The organism is Haloarcula rubra (assembly GCF_019599465.1).
Classification (GTDB): Archaea; Halobacteriota; Halobacteria; order Halobacteriales; family Haloarculaceae; genus Haloarcula; species Haloarcula rubra.
Genome location: NZ_RKLR01000003.1, coordinates 575,222 through 590,439 on the forward strand (window position 1 = coordinate 575,222; position 15,218 = coordinate 590,439).

At 67.5% G+C, this 15,218-nt stretch carries 18 protein-coding genes; 10 read left to right on the forward strand and 8 right to left on the reverse strand.

All coding sequences use genetic code 11. From position 1 onward, the window contains the following. The first annotated feature begins 82 nt into the window (after nucleotides 1–82). From EGH21_RS11340 to EGH21_RS11360, 5 genes are all read left to right on the forward strand, one after another. A complete protein-coding gene (locus EGH21_RS11340) occupies nucleotides 83–622 on the forward strand; it encodes a protein-tyrosine phosphatase family protein (protein WP_220618577.1) in 540 nt (179 codons plus the stop codon). Nucleotides 623–694: 72 nt separating this feature from the next. Beyond that, nucleotides 695–1,918 (forward strand): HD domain-containing protein, encoded by a 1,224-nt coding sequence (locus EGH21_RS11345; protein WP_220618578.1) that lies wholly within the window; start codon nucleotides 695–697, stop codon nucleotides 1,916–1,918. 21 nt (nucleotides 1,919–1,939) lie between these two features. After that, nucleotides 1,940–2,962 (forward strand): amidohydrolase family protein, encoded by a 1,023-nt coding sequence (locus tag EGH21_RS11350; RefSeq protein ID WP_220618579.1) that lies wholly within the window; start codon nucleotides 1,940–1,942, stop codon nucleotides 2,960–2,962. Nucleotides 2,963–2,998: 36 nt separating this feature from the next. Beyond that, nucleotides 2,999–3,400 carry an SHOCT domain-containing protein gene (locus EGH21_RS11355; protein WP_220618580.1) on the forward strand — a complete coding sequence of 134 codons (402 nt, stop codon included), beginning with the start codon at nucleotides 2,999–3,001 and terminating at the stop codon, nucleotides 3,398–3,400. Between the two features lie 59 nt (nucleotides 3,401–3,459). Then, entirely contained in the window at nucleotides 3,460–3,936 is a 477-nt protein-coding gene (locus EGH21_RS11360) for a universal stress protein (RefSeq protein WP_220618581.1), read from the forward strand. Nucleotides 3,937–3,957: 21 nt separating this feature from the next. Here the strand turns inward: EGH21_RS11360 and EGH21_RS11365 are convergent, their stop codons facing one another. Both EGH21_RS11365 and EGH21_RS11370 read right to left on the reverse strand, forming a co-directional pair. Next, entirely contained in the window at nucleotides 3,958–4,899 is a 942-nt protein-coding gene (locus tag EGH21_RS11365) for a biotin--[acetyl-CoA-carboxylase] ligase (protein WP_220618582.1), read from the reverse strand. A gap of 71 nt (nucleotides 4,900–4,970) precedes the next feature. Beyond that, nucleotides 4,971–6,824, reverse strand: coding sequence for an acetyl-CoA carboxylase biotin carboxylase subunit (locus EGH21_RS11370; RefSeq protein ID WP_220618583.1), 1,854 nt, complete (start codon nucleotides 6,822–6,824; stop codon nucleotides 4,971–4,973). Nucleotides 6,825–6,915: 91 nt separating this feature from the next. Between EGH21_RS11370 and EGH21_RS11375 the strand changes: the two genes are divergently transcribed. Further along, the gene (locus tag EGH21_RS11375) at nucleotides 6,916–7,836 is read left to right on the forward strand and encodes an ADP-ribosylglycohydrolase family protein (RefSeq protein WP_220618584.1); all 921 of its coding nucleotides are present in this window, start codon (nucleotides 6,916–6,918) and stop codon (nucleotides 7,834–7,836) included. 6 nt (nucleotides 7,837–7,842) lie between these two features. On the opposite strand, the gene EGH21_RS11380 is transcribed toward EGH21_RS11375, so the two are convergent. Both EGH21_RS11380 and EGH21_RS11385 read right to left on the reverse strand, forming a co-directional pair. Beyond that, entirely contained in the window at nucleotides 7,843–8,145 is a 303-nt protein-coding gene (locus tag EGH21_RS11380; protein WP_220618585.1) for a DUF8022 family protein, read from the reverse strand. Nucleotides 8,146–8,147: 2 nt separating this feature from the next. Continuing rightward, a complete protein-coding gene (locus tag EGH21_RS11385) occupies nucleotides 8,148–9,698 on the reverse strand; it encodes an acyl-CoA carboxylase subunit beta (RefSeq protein WP_220618586.1) in 1,551 nt (516 codons plus the stop codon). Nucleotides 9,699–9,811: 113 nt separating this feature from the next. On the opposite strand from EGH21_RS11385, the gene EGH21_RS11390 reads away from it, so the two are divergent. Further along, the gene (locus EGH21_RS11390) at nucleotides 9,812–10,435 is read left to right on the forward strand and encodes a uracil-DNA glycosylase family protein (RefSeq protein WP_220618587.1); all 624 of its coding nucleotides are present in this window, start codon (nucleotides 9,812–9,814) and stop codon (nucleotides 10,433–10,435) included. 5 nt (nucleotides 10,436–10,440) lie between these two features. Here the strand turns inward: EGH21_RS11390 and EGH21_RS11395 are convergent, their stop codons facing one another. After that, nucleotides 10,441–11,223, reverse strand: a complete 783-nt coding sequence (locus tag EGH21_RS11395) for a helix-turn-helix transcriptional regulator (RefSeq protein WP_220618588.1) — start codon at nucleotides 11,221–11,223, stop codon at nucleotides 10,441–10,443. Between the two features lie 226 nt (nucleotides 11,224–11,449). Between EGH21_RS11395 and EGH21_RS11400 the strand changes: the two genes are divergently transcribed. Both EGH21_RS11400 and EGH21_RS11405 read left to right on the forward strand, forming a co-directional pair. Continuing rightward, nucleotides 11,450–12,430 carry a DMT family transporter gene (locus EGH21_RS11400; RefSeq protein ID WP_220618589.1) on the forward strand — a complete coding sequence of 327 codons (981 nt, stop codon included), beginning with the start codon at nucleotides 11,450–11,452 and terminating at the stop codon, nucleotides 12,428–12,430. 45 nt (nucleotides 12,431–12,475) lie between these two features. Next, a complete protein-coding gene (locus EGH21_RS11405) occupies nucleotides 12,476–12,919 on the forward strand; it encodes a DUF555 domain-containing protein (RefSeq protein ID WP_220618590.1) in 444 nt (147 codons plus the stop codon). A gap of 75 nt (nucleotides 12,920–12,994) precedes the next feature. On the opposite strand, the gene EGH21_RS11410 is transcribed toward EGH21_RS11405, so the two are convergent. Then, entirely contained in the window at nucleotides 12,995–13,231 is a 237-nt protein-coding gene (locus tag EGH21_RS11410) for a UPF0058 family protein (RefSeq protein ID WP_220618591.1), read from the reverse strand. Nucleotides 13,232–13,419: 188 nt separating this feature from the next. Between EGH21_RS11410 and EGH21_RS11415 the strand changes: the two genes are divergently transcribed. Next, a complete protein-coding gene (locus tag EGH21_RS11415; protein ID WP_220618592.1) occupies nucleotides 13,420–13,824 on the forward strand; it encodes a translation initiation factor IF-2 subunit beta in 405 nt (134 codons plus the stop codon). Here EGH21_RS11415 and EGH21_RS11420 read toward each other — a convergent pair whose 3' ends face one another. Both EGH21_RS11420 and EGH21_RS11425 read right to left on the reverse strand, forming a co-directional pair. Further along, complete coding sequence (locus tag EGH21_RS11420) at nucleotides 13,825–14,004, reverse strand: DUF7836 family putative zinc-binding protein (RefSeq protein WP_220618593.1); 180 nt, start codon at nucleotides 14,002–14,004, stop codon at nucleotides 13,825–13,827. It abuts the gene before it with no gap. A 98-nt stretch (nucleotides 14,005–14,102) separates the two neighbouring features. Continuing rightward, nucleotides 14,103–15,074, reverse strand: coding sequence for a transcription initiation factor IIB (locus EGH21_RS11425; protein WP_220618594.1), 972 nt, complete (start codon nucleotides 15,072–15,074; stop codon nucleotides 14,103–14,105). Nucleotides 15,075–15,218 lie beyond the last annotated feature (144 nt).

Below are 15,218 nucleotides of genomic sequence, written 5' to 3' on the forward strand. Positions count from 1 at the left end.
ATCAACCGACTGAGAATCAGTCGTGAGAACCGAGGGGGGACACTGAAGTTCGTGGCCGGAGAGAGGACGGATACCTGCAGTCATGCGTAAGCTTCACGCCCACAGGTTCGCCCCCGCTGCCCCCGACGAAGAGTACGTCTTCGGTGCCTGCGCCCCCGGGTGGCACACTGCTGCCGGCCACGATGCGGCCCTCTCGGACTGGATACAGTCGGTTCGTGACTGCCAGGTGGAGCGGGTCTGCTGTCTCCTCGCCGGCCACCAGCTGGACGAGCCCGGGTCGAACGTCGCGCGGTACGTCGACGAGTTCGGTGAGTCGAACGTCCTCCACGTTCCCGTCCCCGACCAGCAACTCGTCGGGACAGACGCCCTCCACGAGGACGTCGTCCCGTTTCTGGCGGCGTCCATCGACGCCGAGGCCCGCACCGTCGTCCACTGTCTGGCCGGCATCGGTCGGACGGGACAGGTACTGGCCGCGTGGCTCGTCTACAACCGTGACTACGGTCCGAGGCGGGCCATCAAGACGGTCCAGCAGATGGGTCGGGACCCGATGGACGCCGTCGAACACGGCGACGCCACCGAGGAGGAACTCCTCGAACTGCTCGGGTCGGTAGCGCGGCTCTGACCCGCTCTGCGGGTCGAATCGGACTCGACACCGGCAGTACCGTTTTGCCGACGGCTCCCGAACCCGCAAGCGATGACCACCATCAAGGACAGCGTCCACGACCACATCGCGGTCGAGGGCGTCGCCGCCGACTTGCTGGAGACCCCGCCCGTCCAGCGCCTCCGCGGGGTCAAACAACTGGGGACCGTGACGCTGGTCTATCCGTCGGCCAACCACACCCGCTTCGAGCACTCGCTGGGCGTCTACCACCTGGCCGACCGTGCGCTCTCGCACCTCGGCATCGAGGGCCAGCAGGCCGAGCGGGTCCGTGCCGCCGCCCTCCTCCACGACGTGGGCCACTCCCCGTACAGTCACAACGTCGAGTCGGTCATCCACCGGAAGACGGGGAAGTACCACGACGACGTCCACGACCTGCTGGACCGCGGCGAGGTGGCGCGCGTACTCACCGACCACGGTCTGAACCCCGACCGTGTGGCCGACCTCGTCGCCGGCGACGGCGAACTGGGCCAACTGGTCTCGGGCGAACTCGACGTCGACCGGATGGACTACCTCGTCCGGGACGCCCACCACACCGGCGTCCCCTACGGCACCATCGACCACGAGCGACTGGTCCGCGAGTTGCGCTTCGTCGACGGCGAACTCGTCTTAGACGAGGGGAACGTCCAGACCGCCGAGTCGCTGTTGCTCGCGCGGGCCCTGATGAACCCGACCGTCTACGCCCACCACGTCGCCCGCATCGCGAAGTCGATGCTCCGCCGCGGGGCCGAACGGCTCCTCACCGCGACGAACGTGACGGCCTCGGACCTGCGTCGCTGGGACGACGCCGACCTGCTCGTCCGCCTGCGCCAGTGCGACGAGACGGCCGAGTACGCCCGTCGCCTGAGCGAGCGCGACCTCTACAAGCGGTCCGTGTGGGCCGAACGGACCGCCGTCCCCGACGAGTTGGTCGGGGCCGACCACCGCGACGTCCGGGCGTGGGAACACGCTATCGCCGACAGCGCGAACGTCGACCCCGACTCGGTGGTCCTCGACGTCCCCTCGGAGCCGTCGATGACCGAGTCGAGCAGTCGCGTCCTCGTCAACGGCGAGGTGCGCCGCCTCGGCGAACAGTCGACGCTCGTCAACGCCATCCGGGCCGCCCAGCGAGACCAGTGGCGGCTGGGAGTCTACGCGCCCGAGTCCGACAGCGAACGCGTCGGCGACGTCGCTATCCGGGAACTCGGCCTCGACTTAGACGGGGCGCGGGTGCGGGACGTCCGACCCGGCATCCACGCGACCCTCGACGAATTTAACTGAGCATCGAGTGGAGGGGAGTACATGATACTCGAAGGGACGATTCTCCGCGGCCGCGCGTTCGAACCCATCGAGGGGCGAGTCGTCGTCGAAGACGGCGACATCGCCGCTATCGAGGAGGACAGCGTCGACAGCGACGCCATCGTCTGCCCGGCGTTCGTCAACGCCCACACCCACATCGGGGACTCCATCGCGAAGGAAGCGGGCGAGGGGCTCTCACTGGAGGAACTGGTCGCGCCGCCCGACGGCCTGAAACACCGCCTCCTCCGGCAGGCCGACCGGTCCGAACTCGTCGAGGGGATGGTCCGGTCGCTGTCGTACATGTACCGGTCCGGCACCGGCGCGTTCGTCGAGTTCCGCGAGGGCGGCGTCGAGGGCGTGCGGGCCATCCGCGCCGCGCTGGCCGACTCGCCGCTCCGGAGCGTCGTCCTCGGTCGCGAGACGGTCGAGGCGATGGAGATGGCCGACGGATTCGGGGCCAGCGGCGCCAACGACGCCGAGTTCGGTCGGGAACGCCGGGCGACCCGCGAGGCCGGCAAACTGTTCGGCATCCACGCCGGCGAGGTGGACAGTTCGGACATCAACCCGGCGCTGGACCTCGACCCGGATTTCCTCGTCCACATGGTCCACGCGAAGCGCCTCCACCTCGAACGCGTCGCCGACAGCGAGATTCCGGTCGCCGTCTGCCCCCGGTCGAACCTCGTCACCGGCGTCGGAAAGCCGCCGGTCGAGGAACTGGCCGAGCGGACGACGGTGGCACTGGGGACGGACAACGTCTTCCTCAACAGTCCGTCGATGTTCCGGGAGATGGAGTTCACCGCGAAACTGTACGACGTCTCGGCGCGGGACGTCCTCCGGATGGCGACGGTCAACGGCGCCGAACTGGCCGGCCTCGACTGCGGCCTCGTCGAGGAGGGGCGACCGGCCAGTCTCCTCGTCTTAGACGGCGACTCGGACAACCTCGCGGGGGCACAGAACCCCATCCGGGCGGTCGTCCGCCGCGCCGAGACGGCCGACGTGGAACAGGTGGTCGTCCCCGAGGCGTGACCACGTTTATCGGTCACGGACCGCAAGGGCAACGTGATGTCCGCCACCACTGACCGCGCCCTCGGCACACTCGGTCGGGTGCTCCTCGGCGGTGTCGCACTGCTCTTCGCTCTCGGCGTCGCCGCCGCAGTGCTCGCCGTCCTCCAGAACCTGCTCGCGGCGCTCCTGTCCCTGCTGGTGACCGCCCTCCTCGTCGTCGGCGTCGGCTACGCGCTCTACTGGGCCGGGTCTACCCTCCTCGGCGGCGAGGCGACGCCGGAACCGGTCGAATCGTCCGAGTACGGCCCCGCCGCCGACGAGGACGCCGTCGACCGACTGACGGAGAAGTACCGGGACGGCGCGCTCACCGAGGCGGAGTTAGAGCGTGAACTGGAGCGAGTGATGGACGAGACGGCCGACGACACCGGTGACCCGGAGCGCGAGTCCGAACCGAACTGACCCTGTTCCGTGGTACCAGTTGGCAAATAACTAAGCGCACAGCCACCGTCTCTCTAGACATGTACGACCGGATACTGGTACCGACAGACGGGTCCGAGGGGATGTCACGGGTCGTGGCGCACGCCGTCGAACTCGCTCAGTTCCACGACGCGGAGGTCCACGGCCTCTACGTCGTCGATACGGGGAGCTACGCCACGCTCCCCGTCAAGACGACGTGGGACGGCGTCACCGAGATGCTCCGGGAGGAAGGAGAACTCGCACTGGAGTCCCTCGAGACGACGACCGGTGACCTCGACGTGGTGACGGCTATCGAGGAGGGGTCACCGAGCAAGCGAATCGTCGAGTACGCCCGCGAGAACGACTGTGACACCGTCGTGATGGGGACTCACGGCCGCGGTGGCATCGACCGACTCCTGCTCGGCAGCGTCGCCGAACGCGTCGTCCGGTCGTCGCCGGTGCCGGTCGTGACGGTGCCGGTCGGCGACACCGACGCCGACGGCGGCGACCGCGAACCGGAAGCCAGCGTCACGAACTGACCGCCGCGTCGGCCCCGACGCCTACACCCGTCTGAGGTGCTCGCAGTCGCCAGCCGAGACCGTCTCCCGCCCGTCGTCGGTCCGAACGACCAGTCGCCCCGGGAACTCCACGTCGACGGCCTCGCCTTCGACGACACCCCTCGGCGTCTCAACCCGGACGTCTCTGCCCAGCGTCGTCGCGTACTCGCGCCACGCGTCCAGTACGGAGTCCGGGGATTGGCGGAGCGTGTCGAACGTCTCGACGAGGCGCTGTGTGAACAGGCGCCTGTCGACCGGCGCTCCGCGGACCGCTTCGAGGCTCGTCGGGTTCGCCTCGCTCGGCAGCGACTCCGGGTCGACGTTGGCGTTGACGCCGATGCCGACGACGACCCACGAGACGCGGTCGGCCTCGCCCTCCATCTCCGTGAGGATGCCGACGAGTTTCCGCTCCTCGCCGTCGACATCGACGAGCACGTCGTTGGGCCACTTGATACCCGCCTCGACGCCCGCTTCACGGGCGGCACGCGTCGCCGCGACGGCGGCGGCCAGCGTGTACACCGGCGCGTGGGCCATCGGTACGTCGGGTCTGAAGAGGAGCGAGAGCCAGATACCGCCGCTCGGCGAGGCCCAGTCCCGGTCCAGTCGCCCCCGGCCACCGGTCTGTTCGTCCGCGAGGACGACCACGTCCGAAGCACCTTCCGCGGCGAGGTCGCGCGCCCGAGCGTTCGTACTCGGGATGCTGTCGTGGTACTCGACGTCGAAGGGAGCGTCGAGTCCGTACTCGACGGCCGGCCCACCGAACTCGGGAATCTCGACGAGTTCGTACCCGGCGTCGTCGCTGGCAATCGTGAACCCCGCCTCCCGGAGCGCCTCGACGTGTTTCCACACCGCGGACCGCGAGATACCGAGGTCCTCGGCCATCGCCGGTCCCGAGACGGGACCCGCCGAGAGCGCGTCGAGGACCCGGTGTCGTGTCTCGTTCATGCCAGTCGGTTCGACGGCGACCGAGAAAAAGGCGTCACTCGGGCGGGTCGCCGACGGGTCGGCGACTGGGACTACTCGGACCCGATGACGAACAGGAGGTCGCCCATGTCGACGGAGTCACCCTCGCCGATGGCGACGTCGTTGATGACGCCGCCGCGTTCGGCGACGATGTCGTTCTCCATCTTCATCGCCTCCAGCACACAGAGCACGTCGCTCGCCTCCACCTCGTCGCCCTCGTCGACGGATACTTCGAGGATGGTCCCCTGCATCTCGGCGGTCACTTCCTGCCCCTCGGCGCTGGACCCGCCGCCGCCACCGCCGTCGGAATCGCCGCCACTACCCGGGCGCTGTGGTCGGTCGCCGCCGCCGGCGGCGTCGACGTCGCCGACGTCGATAGGTGGCGCACCGCGCTCTTCGAGGTCGACTTCGAACCGCTTCCCGTTGACCTCGACGGTGAACTCGCGTTCGACGACCTCCTCGTCCTCGTCGGCCGCGGCCTCGGTTTCGCTGCCCCAGCGCTCCTGGGCCTCCTCGATGCGGGACTTCTCCAGCGTCTCGTCGAGGTACTTCGTCGTGTGTGTGCCACCGACGAACTCCTCGTCGGTGAGCATCAGCCGGTGGAACGGGATGACCGTCGGGAACCCTTCGATTTCGTACTCCGCGAGCGCGCGCTTCCCGCGTTCGATGACCTCGTCCCGGTCGGACCCGTAGACGATGAGCTTCGCTATCATCGAGTCGTAGTCGGTGACGAGGTCGTCGCCCTGCCGGAGCGCGTCGTCCATCCGGACGCCGATGCCGCCCGGCGGGTCGTACGTCTCCAGCGTCCCGCTGTTGGCCGGTGCGAAGTCCTTCGCGGCGTTCTCTGCGTTGATGCGGAACTCCATCGCGTGGCCGTCTATCTCGACGTCGTCCTGCTCGAAAGAGAGTTCCTCGTCCTGTGCGACCCGAATCTGCCACTTGACGATGTCGATGCCCGTAATCTCCTCGGTGACGCAGTGTTCGACCTGAATCCGCGTGTTCACTTCGAGGAAGTAGAAGTTCGTCTCCGGCCCCAGCACCTCACCAGGTTCGCGGTCGGTGTCTTCCTCGACGAGGAACTCGACGGTCCCGGCGTTGTAGTAGTCCGCCTCGCTGACGCCGCGGCGCGCGGCCTCGCCGATTTCCTCGCGGAGCTCGTCGGAGAGCGCGGGCGACGGGCCCTCTTCGATGACCTTCTGGTGGCGACGCTGGAGCGAGCAGTCACGCTCGCCGAGGTGGCGGACGTTGCCCTCGTGGTCCGCGATTATCTGCATCTCGATGTGACGGGGGTTCTCGAGGAACCGTTCGAGGTAGACGGAGTCGTTCGAGAAGTACGCCTCGCCCTCGCGTTTGGCGGACTCGAGTTGCTCCGCTATCTCGTCGGGGTCGTGGACGATTTTCATCCCGCGGCCACCGCCGCCCCCTTCGGCCTTGATAGCGACCGGGAAGCCGTGCTCCTCGCCGAACTCGGCGACTTCGTCGGGGTCGTCGACTGGGTCGGTGGTCCCGGGAACTATCGGCACGTCCGCGGACTGCATTATCTTCCGGGCCTTCGTCTTCTCGCCCAGTTTCTCCATCGCGTCGCCGGCCGGGCCGATCCACTGTACCCCCTCGGTCTGTTCGACCTTGCGGGCGAAGTCGGCGTTCTCCGCGAGGAACCCGTAGCCCGGGTGGATGGCGTCGGCGCCGGACTGTTTCGCGGCGTCGACGATAGCGTCCTGGTCGAGATACGAGTCGGCCGCTCTGGCCGGCCCCACGTTGTACGCCTCGTCGGCGTAACGGACGTGGCCGGAGTGCTTGTCGGCCTCAGAGTAGACTGCAACAGTGCCGATGCCCAACTCCTCGCACGCGCGCATAACCCGGACCGCGATTTCCCCGCGGTTGGCGACGAGTACTTTGTCGAACATATCCCCCCATACCGAGAGTTGGCCCATAAAACTATGCGGAGCGGCGAATCGGCCGACGATTCTTTTCTGAGCGGCGTGCGAATGTACGGGCATGGACGAACAGACCGCTCGGGGAGTGGTCGTCGGCCTCGCCTGCGGCGACGCACTCGGACGACCGGTCGAGGGCTGGTCCGCCGACCGTATCCGCCGTCGTCACGGCACCGTCGACGCGATGCTGGGCGACGGCGCCCACGGCCTCCCGGCGGGCGCCGTCACCGACGACACCGAGATGGCGCGCTGTCTGGCCCGGTCACTGACCGAGAGAGACGGGTGGGACCCTGACGACGCCGCCGACCGCTTCGTCGCGTGGTTCCGCGACGACCCCACCGGTATCGGCGGGATGACCTACCGCGTCCTCTCGCGCGTCGCCGCCGGCGAGGACTGGGAACGGGCCGCACGCGACGTGTGGGAGCGGAGCCCCGAAGGCCGCAACGCGGGCAACGGGAGTCTGATGCGGTGTGCGCCGGTCGGTATCGCCTTCGCAGACGACCCGCCCCGCCTCGTCGACGTGAGTATGGCGTCCTCGCGGCTCACCCACTGGGACCCGCGCTGTACACACGCCTGTGCCGCGCTGAACCTCGCGATAGCGGCCGCGGCGGCCGGCGACCCACCCGTCGAGACGGCACGGGACCACCTGCTCGAACACACCACGGACCCCCCAGATACCGTCCTCGGGGCACTCTCGGATGCGGCCGACGCCGACCGCGACCCGGGGACGCTCCCCGTGAGCGGGTACGTGGTCGACACGCTGGAGGCGGGACTGGGACACGCGCTCGCGGCCGACTCGTTCCGCGAGGCCGTCGTCTCTGCCGTCAACAACGGCGGCGACGCAGACACCGTCGGCGCGGTGGCCGGGGCCGTCGCTGGCGCCCGCTTCGGCGTCGACGAGATTCCGGCGGCGTGGCTCGACGCCCTCGAAGGAAGCGAAACACTCTCGCGATTGGCCGTCGGTCTGACGGCGGTGGACGGGTGAGCGCCGTCACATCCGGTCGGTGCGACCGGCCGCACTCCACGGGTCCGTCGGCGCCTCGTCGCGGACCCTGACGTGGCGCTTCTGCGTGCCCTCGACGCGTTCGGAGAACGCCCACTCCTTGCCGTCCCACGATTCGCCGCCCGCGGCGGCCGCGGCCGCTGCGGCGGCGGCGGCCCGCTGACGGTCGGTGAGGTGTGCGCCGACGGCGACGGCGATAGCCGCCGCCTCGTCTACCGAAGCGTCCGGGAGTTGGGCCGCAATCTCTGCCACCAGCGCGCCGTCGACGGTATCTGCGGTATCGGTAGCCATGGTTACAGTGGGATGTTCCCGTGTTTGCGGTCCGGTTGGTCGCTTCGCTTGCCTCGAAGCAGGTCGAGGTCCTCGACGAGTCGCGGCCGCGTGTCCTGCGGTTCTAACACGTCGTCGACGAAGCCGCGCTCGGCTGCCGTGTACGGGTTCGCGAAGGCGTCGCGGTACTCGTCGATGAGTTCCTGCCGGCGGGCCTCAACGTCGTCGGCGTCGGCCAGTTCGTCGTCGTAGAGGACGTTCACGGCGCCCTGTGGCCCCATCACGGCGATTTCGGCGGTCGGCCACGCGTAGTTGGCGTCGGCACCGATGTGCTTCGAGGCCATCACGTCGTAGGCGCCGCCGTAGGCCTTCCGCGTGATGACCGTCAACAGCGGCACCGTCGCCTCGCTGTAGGCGTACAGCAGTTTCGCGCCGTGGTTGATGATGGCGTTGCGCTCCTGGTCCTTGCCGGGCATGAACCCCGGCACGTCGACGAACGTGAGGATGGGGATGTTGAAGGCGTCACAGAAGCGGACGAACCGCGCCCCCTTCCGCGAGGCGTCGATGTCTAGCGTCCCGGCGTTCACTCGGGGTTGGTTGCCGACGACGCCGACCGAGTGGCCGTCGAGCCGGGCGAACCCGGTGACGATGTTGCGGGCGAAGCCCTCGGCCACCTCGAAGAAGGAGCCCTCGTCCAACACCCCGTCTATCACGTCCACCATGTCGTACGGTTTCTGTGGCTCGTCGGGCACCGTCTCCACGAGCGTCTCGTCGCGTCGCTCCGGGTCGTCCCACGGGTCGACGCGCGGGGGGTCCGCGACGTTGTTCTGCGGGAGGTACGAGAGCAGATAGCGGATGTCGTCCATCGCCGCCTTCTCGTCGGCCGCCGTGAAGTGGGCGACGCCCGACTCGGTGGCGTGGGTCTTCGCCCCGCCCAGTTCGTCGAAGCCGACCTCCTCGCCGGTGACCGTCTCGATGACGTCCGGGCCGGTGATGAACATGTGGCTCGTCTCCTCGACCATGTAGACGAAGTCCGTGATGGCCGGCGAGTAGACGGCACCGCCGGCACACGGCCCCATGATGGCCGAAATCTGCGGGACGACGCCGCTCGCCTGCTGGTTGCGGTGGAAGATGTCGGCGTACCCCGCGAGCGAGTCGATGCCCTCCTGGATGCGCGCCCCCGCCGAGTCGTTCAGTCCGATGATGGGCGCACCGTTCTCGATGGCCTTGTCCATCACCTTACAGACCTTCTGGGCGAAGGCCTCACCCAGCGACCCGCCGAAGACGGTGAAGTCGTGGGCGAAGACGTACACTCGCTCGCCGTCGACCTCGCCGTAGCCGACGACGACGCCGTCGCCGGGGACGTGCTTCTCGTCCATATCGAAGTTGGTCGAGCGGTGTTCCCGCAGCGCGTCTATCTCGACGAACGTGCCGTCGTCGAGGAAGTAGTCGATGCGCTCGCGGGCGGTGAGTTTCCCCTTCTCGTGTTGGGCCTCGATGCGCTCTTCGCCACCGCCACGTTCGGCCTCCGCCTTCCGTTCGCGGAGGTCCTCGACGCGGTCGTCGTGGCTCACGCGACATCACGGCTCCCGGACCTGAGCATACCCGTCCCGTGGAGGGCATCCGAAAAAAGCGTTGCCCGCCCGAGACCGTCGGAGTTTTGCCGACCTGTGCCCAGGCTCCCCTCGTGAAGAACATCACGGCAACGCAGCACAACCCGTTTGGCTTCCAGCCGCCGTGTGAGCCGTTCGTTCCGGGGTACGGTGACGCGAACGCGGACTTCCACGTCATCGGCGACCACCCCGGCGTCCACGGCGGCAGCGAGTCGGGCATCCCTTTCACCGGGACCCCTGCCGCCGAGCGACTCCAGCGCGCGCTCGTCGACGGGGGCCTCCTGACGGAAGCCGGGACGCCGCCGACCGTCGACAAGACGTACCTCTCGTACCTGTTCCTCTGTGGCGACCGGGTGCCGGACGAGGAGGACTACGCGGACCACGAACCGATGTTCGATACGGAGGTCCGGGCCATCACCTCCCACGTCCTGCTCCCGGTCGGCGAACGCGCGACGAAGCACGTCTTCGCGAACATGACCGCCGAACCGGCCGACGACGTGGACATGGAGGCGCTCCACGCGACGGAGGTCCGGGGGAGCGGGTGGCTCGTCTACCCCATCAAGGACCCCGTCGAGTGGACCGACGAGGACGAGTCCGAACTCGTCGCCTCGCTCATGGCCCTCCTCGCGACGGACTACCGGCAGGAAGCGGAACTCGGACGGTTCCTGCCCGGCGACGACGTCTGGCGCGTCCGCTGAGCGGGTCAGACGTCGGTCGGTTCGAGCGGTGTGGACGCCTCGCGGTACGACTCGAAGCGGGCCTCGGCCCACGAGTGGACCGCCGGATGGTCGGTGTCGACGGCCGCCTGCAACACCCCGCGCTCGTCCCGGACGAGGAGGTTCACCACGTCGTCGACAATCGTCACCGCGAGCGGTATCTCGCCGTCGTAGACGCCGACAGACGCCGTCTCCGTCTCGAGGAGCGCGCGGAGGCGACCGCGGAGCGTCTCGTCGCCGGTGAGTGCGTCGACGGCGTTGCGCGACAGTATGGCGCGGAACTGCTGGTCGCCCGCCCGGTCGGCCGCGACAGAGAGGCTCTGGTCGTTGAACGCGTGAGAGAACGCCGTCACCGCGTCCGCCGCGCGCATCAGCGACAGCAGCCGTTGTAGGGGTGCGTTCGGTCGCGTCTGGGTCGGAGTCGTAATCGTGGCGTCCGCGAGGTGTCGCAGGTCGAAGTCCATCGCGTCGGTCGGCAGATAGTCGACGATGTCCCGCAGGTCCCGCTCCGTCTCCAGAATGTCCAGCAGGTCTCTGAACCCCTCGGCGACGAGGCGCCCCGTAGCCGTCGCCACGTAGCCACCCTCTGTCCGGCGGACCCACTTGCGGTCCTCGAAGTCACCGAGGATGCGGCCCAGCGTCGCCTGTGACGCGCCCGTCTCGGCGGCGAGCTCCGACCGGGTGTGCCAGTCGTCGGCGAGGAGTTCCAGCACCGCGACCCGGTTCGGCGAGAGCGCGAGGAACTCTATCTCGGAAAGTGTGGCGTCCATACCGGCGTTTGCCGGGCCGCACTGATACCGGTTTCGCGACGTGAAAGAATTGCAACCCGTGAAAGAGCGCCACGGCGCGTGGCGGTTTTCCCGTCGTGTAAGATTTTCTGAACGAGACTATAAGCCCCTCTCCCGTACCCGATAGTAAGATGATACAGCCGCTCTGTGCGATTTTCCTGCGTGTCTCGGCCCCCGGTCGTTCCGTCGACGAGGTGGTGGTGTAACGATGGTGTCACGACGTACGCTCGCCCTGGGCGTGGCCGCCAGCCTCCTCTTCGGCGGCACCTTCGTCGCGGCGAAGGCCGGCCTCGACCACTTCCCGCCGCTCCTGTTCGTCGCGCTCCGGTTCGACGTCGCCGCCGTGGCACTGCTCGGCTACGTGACGCTCACCCGCTCTCGGGACGACCTACTCCCGACGAGCCGTAGTGACGCGCTGGGCGTCCTCTCGACGGGACTGCTCGCACTCGGACTCACGAACGCGTTCCTGTTCGTCGGACAGCAGGACGCTACGAGCGCCGTCGGCGCCATCGTGTTCAGCCTCAACCCCATCCTGACGCCCGTGTTCGCGGCGCTCCTGCTGGCCGACGAGCGCCTCTCGAAGCGGGGCGCGACCGGTCTGCTCGTCGGCCTGCTCGGCGTCGGACTGGTCGTCAACCCCGACCCCGCGATGCTGTTCGGGGGCGGCGGTGGCAAACTGCTCCTGTTCGGCGGGGCGGTCAGCGGGGCGCTCGGAAGCGTCCTCGTCCGCTGGAGCGACAGCGACCTCTCCAGCACCGTCCGGACGGCGTGGGCCCTGCCCGTCGCGGCGGGTCTGTGTCACACGCTCAGCTGGCAGGCCGGCGAGTCCGTCGCCGCCGTTAGCTGGGGCCCTGCGGCCCTCGTCGCGCTCCTCTACGTCGGCGTCTTCGCCGGGGCCATCGCCTACGTGGCCTACTTCGGCCTGCTCGACAACGCGGGGGCGACCCACGCGAACCTCGTGTTCTACGTGGTTCCCGTCGTCTCGACGCTCGGCGGGTGGGCGTTACTGGGCGAGTCCATCTCCGAGTTCACCGTCGTCGGGTTCCTGACCGTCTTCGCCGGGTTCGTCGTGCTGGGCAGCGAGTCCCTCTCCCTGCCGGCACTCGGTACCAGCCTTCCCCGGGAGGCCGCCGCGTCGACCGACGCCCTCGGTGTCGGCGAGGACGCGACCGGGTTCGAGTCCGATTGAGGACCCGGGCTAACCTTCATTATATAGGCTAGCAAACATACCTGTATGGACTGCAGAGTTGTCGTCGAGGCAGCCGTCCCCGTCTACGACGTAGCCACAGCCGACGAAGCGGTCCGAATCGCCATCTCGAAGACCGGCGACATGCTCAACCCGGACCTCAACTACGTCGAAATCAACATGGGCGAGCGGAGCTGTCCACACTGCGGTGAGGAGTTGGAACCTGCGTTCATCGCCGCCGACGAGAGCCTCGTCGCGCTCGAACTGGAGATGACCGTGTTCAACGTAGAGCGTGACGAACACGCGGCCCGCATCGCGCGCAAGGAGATAGGTCAGCGACTGGAGAACATCCCGCTGGACGTCGTCGAGATAGAGGAGATTCCCGACGAGGACGAGGACGACGAAACCGAGGACGCGGAATCGACAGCGGACGACGAGGAGACGGGCGACGACGAGATACTGCCCGAGTTCGAGGAACTCATCGACGAGTAGACGGCGACGTACGGAGTCCGTTTTCGAGCGACGCGACTACCGGGTATAGGTGTCGCTGGAGGAAGAGTAAGAGATTCAGTCGGCGGCGGCAGAAACGGGCTCTTTCTCCTCGGTGGTCATCTCCGAGGTGATTCCGTCGGCGATAGCGAAGACAGCGGCCTTGTGGTCTGTCTTCGACTTGTGAATCGACGTCGGCTTCACGCCGAGTTCGGCGTACTCGTCGTGTTCGACTGTCGAGCCGGTGTCCTGTTCGTAGTGGTTCTGTACTTGTGCAAGCAGGCCGTGAAGGTGAATGAGCTCCTGCTTCTTCATGGTCACCCGTTGCTAGAAACCGGAGGGTTATAGTACTACTCTGACGCTGGTTAACACACCACCCCGACATGATAAAACGTGAGGATAGAGGCCACAGACGGCCGAATTCGCGTCCCGGGTGTCGACTGTCCGGTACCGGCGTCGGTGGGTTTGAAAGATTTTTGACGCCGGGTCGTCCACTGTGACGTATGGACTACGACGATATGCTCGACCGGGCGATTTCCGAGACGCCCGACATAGAGGGGTCGTCAGAACGGTTCGAGGTACCGGACCCGGAGGTCCGACAGGAGGGGAACGTCTCCGTCGTGGAGAACTTCCAGTCGCTGTGTAACCGACTCGGACGTGACCCGGACCACGTCCTGCAGTTCCTCCAGACGGAGATGGGGACGAGCGCACACATCGACGAGAGCGGCCGGGCGCGACTCACCGGGTCCTTCGACGCCGACAGACTGGGGGCGGCCGTCGACGAGTACGTCGAGGAGTTCGTCCGCTGTTCGGAGTGTGGCCTGCCGGACACGCGACTCGAACGGGAGGGCGACGCACTGCTGTTGCGCTGTGAGGCGTGCGGTGCGCGCTCGGCCACCAGCGGCTGACTACTGGAGGCCTTTCAGCGTCTGCAGGTCGCGGTCGGTTCGTGTGAACTCGGCGAGCCGTCGGCTCGCGTGACAGTTCGGGCAGTGAAACAGCGTGTCGTGTGTCGGCAACTCGCTCGGCGTCGACTCCCAGTCTTTCGTACACTCGGGACAGAGCAACCGGACGTACGCTTCCTCCATGTGTGATATTGACACACGCTGTGGGTGGAAAAAGGTTGGCGTCTCCCCACTCCCCTGCCTCGGACTGGGACGGCGTGTCAGGGGGCCGCACGGGCCGTCTACGCCGGGACGCTCTCGGCTTCGAGCAGTTCCTTGTAGCGGTTGCGGATGGTGACTTCGGAGATGTTCGCGACGTCGCCGACTTCGCTCTGGGTGACCTTCTCGTTGGTCAGGAGCGCGGCGGCGTACACCGCGGCGGCCGCGAGACCGACCGGCGACTTCCCGGAGAGGAGCCCCGCGTCACGGGCGCCTTCGATGAGTTCGCGGGCCTGCCGCTCCGTCTCGTCACTCAGGTCGAGGTCCGAGACGAACCGCGGGAGGTACTGCTCCGGGTCGGCCGGCTGGACTTCGAGGTTGAGTTCGCGGACGATGTAGCGGTAGGTCCGGGTCAGTTCCATCTTGTCGACCCGGGAGACCACTGCCATCTCGTCGAGCGACCGGGGACTCCCCGCCATGCGGGCCGACGCGTACAGCGCCGACGTCGCGACGCCCTCGATGGACCGGCCGGGCAGGAGGTCCTCGTCCAGTGCGCGGCGGTAGATGACGCTCGCCGTCTCCCGGACGTTCTGCGGGAGGCCGAGCGCGGAGGCCATGCGGTCTATCTCGCCGAGTGCCTGCTTGAGATTGCGCTCCTTAGAGTCGCGGGTGCGGAACCGCTCGTTCCACGTGCGCAGGCGCTGCATCTTCTGGCGCTGGCTGGACGACAGCGACCGTCCGTAGGCGTCCTTGTTCTGCCAGCCGATGTTGGTCGAGAGGCCTTTGTCGTGCATCATGTTCGTCGTGGGCGCGCCCACGCGGGACTTCGAGTCCCGTTCCGAGGAGTCGAACGCGCGCCACTCGGGGCCGCGGTCGATGCTGTCCTCCTCGACGACGAGGCCACAGTCCTGACAGACCGTCTCGCCGTGTTCCGTGTCCGTCGTGACGTTCCCGCCACACTCCGGGCAGACGTCCTGCTGTTCGGTCGTCTCCTCGTCGAACTCTCGCTCCTGAACCTGTTCCTCCGTCGAATTTCGTATCGTTGTTTCGCTCATGGTTGGGGTGTCCCTGACTGCCGGGTGCGTAATGTTGAAGAACCCTTGCCGGGTATCTCTTACCAATAGTTAGTTCGACAAGTATATAAATGTGTCGCCATTCTTGGTACCTAATCGCACGAAGGAGTCGTGATAGGTCGTGAC

Coding starts and splice junctions, on each gene's coding strand:
- EGH21_RS11355 (WP_220618580.1), top strand. CDS start 2,999: ATGTCCGCCACCACTGACCGCGCCCTCGGCACACTCGGTCGGGTGCTC.
- EGH21_RS11345 (WP_220618578.1), top strand. CDS start 695: ATGACCACCATCAAGGACAGCGTCCACGACCACATCGCGGTCGAGGGC.
- EGH21_RS11370 (WP_220618583.1), bottom strand. CDS start 6,824: ATGTTCGACAAAGTACTCGTCGCCAACCGCGGGGAAATCGCGGTCCGG.
- EGH21_RS11415 (WP_220618592.1), top strand. CDS start 13,420: ATGGACTACGACGATATGCTCGACCGGGCGATTTCCGAGACGCCCGAC.
- EGH21_RS11340 (WP_220618577.1), top strand. CDS start 83: ATGCGTAAGCTTCACGCCCACAGGTTCGCCCCCGCTGCCCCCGACGAA.
- EGH21_RS11405 (WP_220618590.1), top strand. CDS start 12,476: ATGGACTGCAGAGTTGTCGTCGAGGCAGCCGTCCCCGTCTACGACGTA.
- EGH21_RS11420 (WP_220618593.1), bottom strand. CDS start 14,004: ATGGAGGAAGCGTACGTCCGGTTGCTCTGTCCCGAGTGTACGAAAGAC.
- EGH21_RS11365 (WP_220618582.1), bottom strand. CDS start 4,899: ATGAACGAGACACGACACCGGGTCCTCGACGCGCTCTCGGCGGGTCCC.
- EGH21_RS11360 (WP_220618581.1), top strand. CDS start 3,460: ATGTACGACCGGATACTGGTACCGACAGACGGGTCCGAGGGGATGTCA.
- EGH21_RS11395 (WP_220618588.1), bottom strand. CDS start 11,223: ATGGACGCCACACTTTCCGAGATAGAGTTCCTCGCGCTCTCGCCGAAC.
- EGH21_RS11425 (WP_220618594.1), bottom strand. CDS start 15,074: ATGAGCGAAACAACGATACGAAATTCGACGGAGGAACAGGTTCAGGAG.
- EGH21_RS11380 (WP_220618585.1), bottom strand. CDS start 8,145: ATGGCTACCGATACCGCAGATACCGTCGACGGCGCGCTGGTGGCAGAG.
- EGH21_RS11410 (WP_220618591.1), bottom strand. CDS start 13,231: ATGAAGAAGCAGGAGCTCATTCACCTTCACGGCCTGCTTGCACAAGTA.
- EGH21_RS11400 (WP_220618589.1), top strand. CDS start 11,450: ATGGTGTCACGACGTACGCTCGCCCTGGGCGTGGCCGCCAGCCTCCTC.
- EGH21_RS11375 (WP_220618584.1), top strand. CDS start 6,916: ATGGACGAACAGACCGCTCGGGGAGTGGTCGTCGGCCTCGCCTGCGGC.
- EGH21_RS11350 (WP_220618579.1), top strand. CDS start 1,940: ATGATACTCGAAGGGACGATTCTCCGCGGCCGCGCGTTCGAACCCATC.